Source organism: Candidatus Aminicenantes bacterium, from assembly GCA_026393795.1.
In the GTDB taxonomy this organism is placed as follows: Bacteria; Acidobacteriota; Aminicenantia; order UBA2199; family UBA2199; genus UBA2199.
In genome coordinates this window covers 1-10,510 of sequence record JAPKZL010000115.1, presented here as the reverse complement: position 1 = coordinate 10,510, position 10,510 = coordinate 1, and the positions used below count along the sequence as shown (strand labels likewise).

The 10,510-nt window shown below is 51.5% G+C and carries 11 protein-coding genes, 2 tRNA genes and 2 pseudogenes; 4 read left to right on the top strand and 11 right to left on the bottom strand.

The window, feature by feature from the left end:
• Positions 1–396: hypothetical protein (locus tag NTW95_05690; GenBank protein MCX6556909.1), on the bottom strand; the 396-nt coding region annotated here is incomplete at its 3' end.
• Positions 397–490: 94 nt separating this feature from the next.
• On the opposite strand from NTW95_05690, the gene NTW95_05685 reads away from it, so the two are divergent.
• The 4 genes and pseudogenes from NTW95_05685 (at position 491) to NTW95_05670 (ending at position 4,221) form a co-directional block, all read left to right on the top strand.
• Positions 491–1,009, top strand: a complete 519-nt coding sequence (locus NTW95_05685) for a hypothetical protein (GenBank protein ID MCX6556908.1) — start codon at positions 491–493, stop codon at positions 1,007–1,009.
• A gap of 10 nt (positions 1,010–1,019) precedes the next feature.
• Positions 1,020–1,556: pseudogene (gene cysC, locus NTW95_05680) on the top strand (adenylyl-sulfate kinase).
• Positions 1,557–1,777: 221 nt separating this feature from the next.
• Entirely contained in the window at positions 1,778–2,926 is a 1,149-nt protein-coding gene (sat, locus tag NTW95_05675) for a sulfate adenylyltransferase (protein MCX6556907.1), read from the top strand.
• 5 nt (positions 2,927–2,931) lie between these two features.
• On the top strand, positions 2,932–4,221 hold the full coding sequence (locus NTW95_05670) for an alkaline phosphatase family protein (protein ID MCX6556906.1): 1,290 nt from the start codon (positions 2,932–2,934) through the stop codon (positions 4,219–4,221).
• On the opposite strand, the gene NTW95_05665 is transcribed toward NTW95_05670, so the two are convergent.
• The 10 genes and pseudogenes from NTW95_05665 to pgk form a co-directional block, all read right to left on the bottom strand.
• A complete protein-coding gene (locus tag NTW95_05665) occupies positions 4,211–5,248 on the bottom strand; it encodes a hypothetical protein (protein MCX6556905.1) in 1,038 nt (345 codons plus the stop codon). The genes NTW95_05670 and NTW95_05665 overlap by 11 nt on opposite strands.
• Positions 5,245–5,973, bottom strand: a complete 729-nt coding sequence (locus tag NTW95_05660) for a DUF4115 domain-containing protein (GenBank protein MCX6556904.1) — start codon at positions 5,971–5,973, stop codon at positions 5,245–5,247. Before NTW95_05660 ends, NTW95_05665 begins: the two co-directional genes overlap by 4 nt.
• 227 nt (positions 5,974–6,200) lie before the next feature.
• The gene (locus NTW95_05655; protein ID MCX6556903.1) at positions 6,201–6,872 is read right to left on the bottom strand and encodes an HNH endonuclease; all 672 of its coding nucleotides are present in this window, start codon (positions 6,870–6,872) and stop codon (positions 6,201–6,203) included.
• Between the two features lie 59 nt (positions 6,873–6,931).
• Positions 6,932–7,944: pseudogene (locus NTW95_05650) on the bottom strand (virulence RhuM family protein).
• Position 7,945: 1 nt separating this feature from the next.
• Positions 7,946–8,275: a hypothetical protein gene (locus NTW95_05645; protein ID MCX6556902.1), complete on the bottom strand. Its 330-nt coding sequence runs from the start codon at positions 8,273–8,275 to the stop codon at positions 7,946–7,948.
• 517 nt (positions 8,276–8,792) lie between these two features.
• Positions 8,793–8,882, bottom strand: a tRNA-Ser gene (locus tag NTW95_05640).
• A 5-nt stretch (positions 8,883–8,887) separates the two neighbouring features.
• Positions 8,888–8,971 (bottom strand) — tRNA-Leu (locus NTW95_05635).
• A 60-nt stretch (positions 8,972–9,031) separates the two neighbouring features.
• Complete coding sequence (secG, locus tag NTW95_05630; GenBank protein ID MCX6556901.1) at positions 9,032–9,382, bottom strand: preprotein translocase subunit SecG; 351 nt, start codon at positions 9,380–9,382, stop codon at positions 9,032–9,034.
• An 8-nt stretch (positions 9,383–9,390) separates the two neighbouring features.
• Positions 9,391–10,146 carry a triose-phosphate isomerase gene (gene tpiA / locus NTW95_05625; protein MCX6556900.1) on the bottom strand — a complete coding sequence of 252 codons (756 nt, stop codon included), beginning with the start codon at positions 10,144–10,146 and terminating at the stop codon, positions 9,391–9,393.
• Positions 10,146–10,510, bottom strand: a 365-nt coding sequence (gene pgk, locus NTW95_05620) for a phosphoglycerate kinase (GenBank protein ID MCX6556899.1), incomplete at its 5' end; no start/stop codon positions are given. The genes tpiA and pgk, both read right to left, overlap by 1 nt.

The window sequence follows — 10,510 nt, the reverse complement described above, 5'->3', positions numbered from 1 at the left end:
GCCGATGTATTTGCCGCTGTCCATGAAGCGGAACACGGCCAATAAAAATACATAGCTTAAATCCTTCTTGCCGATGTTGCGGACGCGGAACGAGACCTCGGGGACCAGGATGATGCCCTGGAAATCCTCGTCGCTGACCTGCTCGTTGACCAGCCATTGGCTCGAGATGTCGAAAAACTCGAGCGCCGCCTTCAATTGCTTCGGATTCAGGGTGGTGTCCACGACGGTTTTCTTGTAGATGAAGGCGAAAAGCAGCACGAAAAATATTACGACCACGCCCAGCCAGAACTTGGAGTTATGCCAGAAGCTCTGGGTGTACTCTTGCAGGATCTCGCCGTTTTCCCGCTCGGCAGCCGGCAGCGGCCCCGGGGGTGTCTTTTTCTGTTCTTCATTCATGAGGTTGCCTCTTTTTTGATTATAGCACACCAGACCGCCGAAAGGGAAACCGGGGTGGGTTGACTTTGGAGCCCTTTTGGACTAAAATTCACAGATGAAAGACAACGGCGACGGCGATTGGTGCATCATCCACAGCAAACCCAAGCAGGAATTTTGCGCCGAAAAAAACCTGAAAACACTGGCTATCGACGTTTACCTGCCGGTCTATATGAAAAAAATCAAGAAGAACAAGATCAAGATCGACCAGATCACTCCTCTTTTCAGCGGCTATCTGTTCGCCCGCTTCAACATTTACGACCTGTACCAGAAGGTGAAATACACCAAGGGGGTCAAGAGCATCCTGGGCTACAACGAGTATCTCTGGACCATCGGTGACGACAAGATTCGTGATATCAAGAACCGCGAAGACAACGGCATCGTATTGCTGCGCAAGCGCGACGAACTTTTCCGCAAGGGTGACCGGATATTCATCGACGAAGGCGACTTCGAGGGCTGGGAGGGGATTTTCCAGGAAGAGCTTCCCGACCGCGAGCGGGCCATCATCCTGCTGACCAACGTCAAGTTTTCCAGCACGCTGATCCTGCCGAAGAAATATCTGGTCATCGACCGCTGAATGCAAATCCATGATCAAGGAGCATAACATGAAAGGTGTGACGGTCTGGTTTACCGGGTTGCCGTGTTCGGGAAAGACGACCCTGGCCATGAAGCTGAACGCCGAGCTGAAAAAGAGGGGCATCCTTCCCGAGGAATTGGACGGCGACATCACCCGCAAGTACCTGAGCAAGGGGCTGGGGTTTTCCAAGGAGGACCGCGATGAAAACATCCGCCGTGTGGGTTTTGTCTGCTCGCTGCTGACCCGCCAGGGCGCCGTGACCACCGCCGCCTTCGTCTCACCCTACCGCAGCATCCGCGCCGAGATCCGCACCATGATCGGCGCCTTCATCGAAGTCTACGTCAAATGCTCCCTGGAAAAATGCATCGAGCGCGACGTCAAGGGAATGTACCAGAAGGCCATCGCCGGCGAGATCAAGAATTTCACCGGAATTTCCGACCCGTTCGAAGAGCCGGAAAGACCGGAATTGGTCGTCGAGACCGACAAGGAAAGCGAAGAGGAATCGCTGCGGAAAATTTTGGCGAAGATGCAGGAATTGGGCTACCTGAGCCCCGTTGCCGAAGATCTGTACCTCCCCGACTATTTGCGTCACGACCTGCTGAAGAGTCCGGCCAAGGGAAATTTTCCCGACCTGTCCACGTTCGTCATCCATATCCTCGGCCAATACGTCGCTCAAAGCAGCGGTGGCGGTGACATCTCCCAGGCGGAAGAGGAAGCGGCCAAGGCCAAGCTGAAAAAACTCGGCTATTTGAGTTAAGGAGCTAAAACATGATCGTCAAACCACACGGCGGAACCCTGATCCAGCGCATCCTGTCCGAGAAAGAAAGGTCGGCCATCCTCTCCTGCCAGGAGCAGTTCGTCAGCCTGGAGATCGACGAGGAGAAGGCCATCGAAATCCAGAACATCGCCAGCGGAGTTTTTTCCCCCCTGCAGGGATTCATGAACCAGGAGGACTACCGCGAGGTCATCCAGCACAGCCGGCTGGCCAGCGGCCATGCCTGGACGCTGCCGATCGTTTTGGCCGTGGACGAGCGCCAGGCGAAAAAGATAGTGAAGAACGAAACCATCATCCTGAAGACCCCGAAGGCCGCCGTGGCCTCGATGCTCATCGAAGACATCTTCACCTGGGATTTTGAAGAATACGCCCAAAATGTCTACGGCACTCTCGATGGCAAGCACCCCGGCGTGTCGGGGCTGAAAGCCCTGAGCAAATACTTCGTCGGCGGTACCATCAATTTCCTGAGCGATCCCATTTCCAACTTCCCCGCCTACTATTTAACGCCGCGGGAGACCCGGGTGCTGTTCAAGGAAAAAAACTGGGAAACCGTGGTCGGCTTCCAGACCCGCAACGTCTCCCATCTCGGCCACGAGTACGTGCAAAAATCGGCCCAGTCCATCGTCGACGGCTTGTTCATCAATCCGGTCATCGGCAAGAAAAAGCCCGGCGACTTTTCCGACCGGGTGATCCTCGATTCCTACAAGGTGCTGATCGACCAGTATTACGTCAAGGAGAGGACCGTCATGTCCATCCTGCAGACCGAGATGCGTTACGCCGGGCCCAAGGAAGCGATCTTCCATGCCATCGTGCGCAAGAATTTCGGCTGCTCGCACTTCATCATCGGCCGCGATCACGCCGGCGTGGGGAGCTACTACCATCCCTTCGCCGCCCAGAAGATATTCGACCACTTCCCCGACCTGGGGATCACCCCCATTTTCTTCATGAGCTTCTTTTTCTGCAAGAAGTGCAATTCCATCGCCAACGACAAGACCTGCCCGCACGGGCAAAGCGAGCACGTGGATTTTGCCGGCAAGATCATCCGCGACAAGCTGGTCAACCACCAGATACCGCCCGAATCGATGATGAGAAAGGAAGTCGCCGAAGAGATTTTGAAGCATGGCAACCCTTTTGTCGAGTGAGACCGTTGCCCGGCAAAGCCAAAAAACTTCTGATCCTCGGCCTGGATGGCGTGGCCCATGACATGGTCAGCGGCAGGGACCGGCCATCGCTGCTTCCCAGCGTGAACCGTTTCTGTTCCAAGGGACAGCCGCTGCCGATGTCGGTTTCCCTCCCCGAAATCTCGGCGGTGTCCTGGTCCAGTTTCATGACCGGAACCCAGCCCGGGGAACACGGCATTTTCGGTTTTGTCGATCTCGTCCCGGGCACCTATCAACTCCGCTTCCCCGATTTTCGCGACCTGAAGGCTCCCGCCTTCTTTGATGAGTTGGGACGAATGGGCAAACGCTCGGTGATCATCAACCTGCCGGCCACCTACCCCGCCCGCCCGCTCAACGGCGTCCTGATCTCCGGTTTTGTGGCCCTGACCCTGGAGAATGCCGTCTATCCCCGCAGCTATCTGCCCTGGCTCAAGCGCATGGGCTACCAGGTCGATGTCGACGCCGGCAAGGGCAAGGACAAGAAAATCGAGTTCCTCGCCGACCTGCATAACATTTTGCAAACCCGCAAGCAAGTCGCCGACGTCCTTTGGCAGAAGGAAAACTGGGACGTGTTCATGTTCACCGTCACCGAGACCGACCGGCTGCAGCATTTTCTTTACGACGCCTGGCAGGACAGCCGCCATCCCCTGCACCGCGAATTCATCCATTTTTACCAGGAAGTCGACCAGATCATCGCCGATTTTCTGGAGCGGGCCGCGGCTTGCGAGGAAATGGCGGTCGTGCTCCTTTCCGATCACGGCTTCGGCCCCGTCCGCCACGAAGTGTATCTCAATCCCATCCTGAAAAAATACGGTTTTCTGAGCCTGGAAAGCGGCGAACCCAGGAACCTGGCCCGCATCAGCCCGGTTGCCACCGCTTTCGCCCTCGACCCGTCGCGGCTATACATCCATCAAAAAGGCAAATACCCGAAAGGCCGGGTGAGCTCCGGCAACTGCCGCAAAATAGGCGGAGAGCTGAAGCAGCTCTTCGAGAACTACGAAGTGGACGGTGAAAAGGCGATTGCCCGGGTATTTTTCAAGGAAGAGCTGTACAGCGGCCCGCAAATCGATGCCGCTCCCGACCTGGTGCTGCTGGGCCGGCCCGGATTCGATTTGAAAGCCGGGTTTGAAAAAGAGCGGGAAACGGGAAACAGCCATTTCAGCGGCATGCACCGCCACGACAACGCTTTTTTCGCCTGCAACCGCGGTCCGCAGGCCGCCCTGCCGCGGACCATCTTTGCCGTCAAGGATTTGCTGATCACGCTGCTCAGTGCTTGACCCTTTCCTTCTCTTTCTGCAAATTCATCGCCAGGTTGCGGATGACCGGGTTGATGTTGCGATCCTGCATCAGGATCTTCAAGTCGCGCGTATGCAGCTGCTTCATGAAGCCGATGGCGCGGCTGACCGGCGTTTTCGGATTCTGCACCAGGGCCATGACGATGGCGTAGTTTTTCGTCCAGTCGCGGTTGTTGGCGATTTTACTTATGATTTCCCCCGACAGGCTCAAGTTACGCGTATGGATCAACGCCTCGTCGTCGGCCATCTTGGGGCTTTCGATCACGGCTATCTGCACCATGCGGTTGGGGTCCTTGATCAGGATCAGCCGCTCCGTCTTGTTCCCGGTCAGGGCCAGGTGAATGCGCTGCGCGATCGACATGTGGTTGATCCGCTGCAGGGAAGTCATCATCTGCTGTTTAATGGTGACCGGGCTCAGGCTTGCGTCGGCACCTTGTTCCTGGGCGATGATCGTGCCCATGTCATCCAGGACAGCGGTTTCGGCGATGGCTTCGGCGGCCTGGTCGCGAAAATAAAATTCCCGCAATTCGTTGATCTTGCCGCGGATGAAGGGCCCGCAGGCCGGGTTCATCTCCATCTTTTCCATGATCTCCGGGTAGGCGATCAGGCGCACCTGGTTGTCGAGCAGAACCTCGAGCGTCGACTCCCTGCCCTGGGCGGCGATGCGCAGCAAAAACTCGGTCGGGAAATGCTGGTTCTGGATGATCAGGGCCAGGGTATTGAAATGACCGGCCTGCAGGGCTTCCCGCAAAATGAACTCGGCGACCTGGAGCTGGGCGTCCCTTTTTTGCACATAATTTTCCTTGACCGACTGGGGGATGCCGCTCAATATGGCCAGCGCCCGGTCATGAAAAACGGGCTTGGGCAGCACGAAAACCAGGCCTTCCAGGTACTCTTCGTCGGTGAAGGCCAATTTCTTTTCCAGGAAAAACTGCAGGAGCTCGTCATTGGCCGTTCCGGCGGCGATTTGCATGACCAGCGGATTCCTGGAAACAATCGGATTGGTCATAACGCGATTTCCTGAACCTTGTCGGGACCGAGGAGCAGCTTGACCCCGCCGGCAAAGCGGCCGGAAGGGGTCCAGCCCCAGCCGTTGATCTCCAGCCGGACGGCCGCGGGATTGCCCAGCAGCAGAGTCAGCTGGTAACCTTGCGCCGAAAGGTTGTCGCCGTTGACGAATATTTTTTCCGCTATCTTCTTGTTTCCCCGCCATAACTGCAGCCAGCAGGAGGCCGTGAACGTCAGGTGCAGGGAAACCGGCGCCCGGTCCGGGCGAAAATCCTTTTCGCCTTGGAGCAGCGCCGTAGAAAAAGCGGGGATCTCGACGCTCCCCAACCGCTTGGGCGGTGGGATGGAACGGCCGAAAAGCCAATAAAAAAGAGCCCCCGACAGCATCAGCAGCAGGATGATCAGCAGCGTTTTCCGCCTTTTGAACTTGACGTACTCCAGTTTGTTCAGAAACTGATCGGGCGGCGGCAGGCCTTTTTTATCCAGCACGGCTCTCAGATAATCGTAGTGGGCATTGAAAAAGGCGGCTTCATCGGCGCCGCAGGCGCGCAGGTAATTCTTGATATAGTAGCGGATGTAGAAGATGCCCGCGAACAAGTCAAAATCCTCATCTTCCAGGGCCAGCAGGTAGCGCGTGCCGATGCGGGTCTCGGCGGCGATGTCGGCCAGGGAAAGGCCGCGCATTTCCCGCTCTTTTTTGAGGGCCTGGCCAAGAATTTTTTCCATGGCTCATTGGTAGCATAAGCAGTACTCTAAGTCAATATTCTTTCATCTTCCCACGGTCCGCTGCTGGGAAATAAACGGTATATGTTAAAATAAATTCGAACAGATTTCGCACAAGATTTGTAGGTCGGGTAGAATTCCCAAGACTCCCCTCCCCCCCGATCGCTGAAGCGACTCATTCCTATCGAATATTAGTTCAGTAAAGATTGTTTGGATAGGTTCAGTCATAATTACTCCAAATCACTTTTTCCAATATTACAAATGGAACAAAGTGTGTCTAAATTCTCAAGCACCGTTTCACCACCATTTGCCCAAGCTGTTTTATGGTCAACGTGAAGAATTATAGTTGGATCAGTTGCTGGTGATCTTCCGCATTTTTTACACTTGAAATTATCGCGTCTCATCACAACGAATCGCAATCGCCAATTTATATTTCGTTTTGTTTTATGTCTTGTGGAAGGCTCAATCTCTATATTTTGGATTGCCTCTTCAGACGATCTATCTTCTTCGTTATTAATATAAGCAACGAATTTTTCTAAAGCCTTTAGCCATGTCCCAAAACGGTTTTCGTAAGTGCCAGCACTATATTTTGATAGTGGTTTTTGTGTTTCGGAATAATTTGGTTGTCTCCCAAGTTTAGTCCAAATTTCTTCTAGGTTTTGAAAAAGTTCTTCTTGGGAAATATTTAGCGGACTTCTAGATTTTTGCAACCCAGCCAGCTCAAGCACTTTAAACCAACTGCCAAACCTTCTGGTCAATGTTGTAGCATGAAAACTACCTCTTTCGTTGTATTCATCGATTGTTACAGAGATCTTATTTAATTCACTGGCAACTCTTTTAACATCAGAAACTAGCTTCTCATCCGGAGAATTGCGATTATATGGTTTAAGCTTAAATTTCATAATTATTTCATTAATTCATTGATTTAATGATGTTCTGTAGAATCGCTCTTGTTTCCATATTATTTCTTCTTCTTTTTGGTTAATGTATTTTTTACGACTCTTTTCTTTGCTATTTCAAGCGCATGCAAAGCTACCGAATCAAAATCATTGTCCATGTTTATTGCTTCTCTTTTCTTATATTCATTAAAATTCTTTTCGGCTATTTCTGCCGCCAACTCATGCGAGACTTTTCCGGCATCTTTCAAAATATCTTTATTGTTAATCTGTAAAAATCCATGTAGTTTATCTATCCAGTCTTTCATATACATTGGCACTCTCTGCATTGCCTGTCCTTCGGCAAATACGAGATATTGCTCGACGAGATTATTTAAAACTAGAAGTTCCTGCTCGCTCAAATAATTTTTAGCGATCAATACCTCTTCTTTTGTTGGTTTGCTGCCCCTGAAGTTTGTAAGACCTACATTTGGTTTTTTGCTATCTACCCTACTCGCAACTATTTCCGCCGCAGTACTTCCAGTGATTGCGTAATGAACTTTGTTTTGCACTGTTTTAAAAAAGAGAATACTCTGTTTATCTGTCGGATCATAATCGACACTGGTGGCATAGATGGCGGTAATTTTTCTATAAAATCTTTTTTCCGAGGTACGGATTTCTGTGATACGACGAGTTAATTCTTCGAAATAACGTCGTCCAACACAAAACCCTTAACGATGTATTCACGAAGTCGTGCCGTTGCCCACTGACGAAAAGCTGTTGCGATTGAACTTTTGACACGATAGCCAACCGCTATGATCATATCCAGATTGTAAAAATCCATTTCTCTTTTTACTTCACGATCGCCTTCCTTTTGAACTGTAAAGAATTTCTTTACAGTTGAATTTTCTGATAATTCTCCCTCTTCAGTGATATTTTTAATATGTTGGCCTATGTTCTGCTTTGTTGTTTGCAGTAAGTTCGCTAAAGCATTTTGTGTCAGCCACACGGTATCACCGTCAAAACGCACATCAATTTTCGTCTCGCCAGATTCATTTTTATAGATGACTATTTGTGATTGTGCGATTTGTTTGTTCATGTTATTTTTTCTTAGAAATCACGCTCCTGCCGATTTCTTTTTTCGTTTTATTTCTGACTTTGCTAACAACACTTCTGTTTCTTTTCGCCGCTTTTTTATTTTCTGTAAATACTTCAATAAATTCAAAGCTGTTCATAAGAAACCATTCTTTGGGGTCTAAAAGCTTGCCACACAACGGACATTGATAATCAATATTGCCAACTTTAATTGCGTTTTTATAATCGTGCCTACAAAATATTTTATTATCGTTTTTGTGAATGGTTTTTTGGATTTTATTGCCTTTAAATAATGCGATTTTTGTCGTTTCCATAATCCCCAACACCTTTCTCATTAATATATCCTAGGTGCAAAGTTCTTAACCTAGTTAATTATTTTGCATACACAATATACTTTTTAAATGAATGAATATCAAGGGAATTTATGAAAATATGATTTACACTTTCAATAGAAGAGAAAAACAAGAAAAATGTAGAGGGTGGGATGCACGAGCGGTACACGCACTATGTTTTCAGCGAGTTCGACATCGGCTGAAAACATCTAATGATTGAAACTATGCGAATCCCCTTCGGGCACCACGAAACCATAGTGTGAATATAACAGCGCTATGCTTTCCGCGGTTCGATTTAACTGCGGAAAGCATCCAGCGCTGTTATTTTCGCCGTAGATGATTTCCCCGCCTAAGAGTAATAGGGGAAATCATACGGGGATACACCATCACTATGTTTTCAGCGGACTTGAGACATAGCTGAAAACATCTAGTGACTGAAACGATGCGAATCCCCTTCGGGGATAGTCACACTAGATGGTTTCAACGAATAATAGAACTAGTTGAAACCATAGTGTGACTACGGAGAGGGTGGGATTCGAACCCACGATCCCAGTTTACCCGGGATAACTGCTTAGCAGGCAGCCCTGTTCGACCACTCCAGCACCTCTCCATAACTGCCGAGGAGGGGACTCGAACCCCTACAGGCAAAAGCCCACAAGCACCTCAAGCTTGCGTGTCTACCAATTACACCACCTCGGCCTGCATTCAAGCGCTGATTTCTATATCCAAAACAGGGATGTTCGTGTAAACTTTAAAGACTTACTTGCCGGGATTTTCCTTCGGCTGCTCCTTGGCCGCATCGCTTCCGGGTTTAAGCGGCTGCGCGGACTGCGTCCGAGCCGTCGCTTTCTCCTGGCCCAGCACCGAGCCCGACTTGCTCTTGTGGGCGGCAACGACTTGCAGCAGCAGCGATGTCACCATAAACAGGATCGCCAGCGTGGTGGTGAGCTTGGAAAGAAGCGAGGCGGCGCCGCGCGGTCCGAAAGACGACTGGCTGCCGTAACCTCCGAAGGCACCGGCCAGATCGGCGCTCTTCCCGCTCTGCAGCAGGACGACGACGATCAGAAAAAAGCACACCAGTATATGAAAAAAAAGTAAAATGCCTTGCACGTTTCCTCCTATTGGCCCATAAGTTGCGCGCAATGGTGAATTATAGCAGAAAACGATTCGATTTTCAAGGAGGCGCCGCCAACCAAAACCCCGGCCACATCATCCTGCGCTAGGAGTTCAAGGCTGTTTTCCGGCTTGACCGAGCCGCCGTACAGGATCTGCACCTTCTGCCCCGGGGCCAATTCCCGCCACAACCCCTTGATAAAATGATGCACCTCCTGGGCCTGTTTCGGCGTCGCGTTTATCCCGGTGCCGATGGCCCAGATGGGCTCGTAGGCGATGATGATCTTGCCCAGGTCGCTGCCGGCCACGCCGTGCAGGGCTTTTTGCAACTGCTGTTCGATCTTGGCCCTGGTCTTTCCGGTCTCGCGTTCCTGCAGGGTCTCGCCGACGCACAAGACCGGCAGCAAGTTGAACTGCAGTGCCGCACGGATCTTTTTGTTCACGTCCTCATCACTTTCCCTGAAAATTTCCCGGCGTTCCGAATGGCCGATCAGGACATAATCGACCAGCTCCTGCAGCATCAAGGGCGATATTTCGCCGGTGAAGGCGCCTTTTTCCTCGTAAAACATGTTTTGGGCGCCGATTTTTATTTTGACATCGATTGCACGTAACCCGGCCAAGGCGGTAAAAGGCGGAAAGACCGCCACCACCATCCCGGGGACCGGCGCGAAGGTCTTGGCCAAAGCATCGACAAAGGCGCGGCTCTCGGCTACGTTCTTGAACATTTTCCAATTGCCGGCGACCACGTATTCCTTGCCCATCACGCCTCCGTCAGCGCTTCAATGCCGGGCAGTTTGTCGCCGGCCAGGAATTCCAGCGCCGCCCCGCCGCCGGTTGACACATGGCTGATTTTATCCGCGACGCCGGCCTTTTTCGCCGCGTTGTAGAGATCCCGCAGTTTCTGGTGATTCAGCGTCGGAATCGCCAGCAGAACCCCCTGGACGTCATGGGCGTGAACAACCCTTCCCAGATCATTCGTGCCGCCCAGGACCTTGATCCCGTGGATGTATGTCCCTGCCTTCATCGGATCATCATCGAGGAAACCCACCGGCAGGAAGTGGTCGAACCCCTGCTTCATCATGTCCCGCAGGATCATCTCCCCGGCATTGCCGGCGCCGACGATCA

Coding starts and splice junctions, on each gene's coding strand:
- NTW95_05685 (MCX6556908.1), top strand. CDS start 491: ATGAAAGACAACGGCGACGGCGATTGGTGCATCATCCACAGCAAACCC.
- sat (MCX6556907.1), top strand. CDS start 1,778: ATGATCGTCAAACCACACGGCGGAACCCTGATCCAGCGCATCCTGTCC.
- NTW95_05665 (MCX6556905.1), bottom strand. CDS start 5,248: ATGACCAATCCGATTGTTTCCAGGAATCCGCTGGTCATGCAAATCGCC.
- NTW95_05660 (MCX6556904.1), bottom strand. CDS start 5,973: ATGGAAAAAATTCTTGGCCAGGCCCTCAAAAAAGAGCGGGAAATGCGC.
- NTW95_05655 (MCX6556903.1), bottom strand. CDS start 6,872: ATGAAATTTAAGCTTAAACCATATAATCGCAATTCTCCGGATGAGAAG.
- NTW95_05645 (MCX6556902.1), bottom strand. CDS start 8,275: ATGAGAAAGGTGTTGGGGATTATGGAAACGACAAAAATCGCATTATTT.
- tpiA (MCX6556900.1), bottom strand. CDS start 10,146: ATGGGCAAGGAATACGTGGTCGCCGGCAATTGGAAAATGTTCAAGAAC.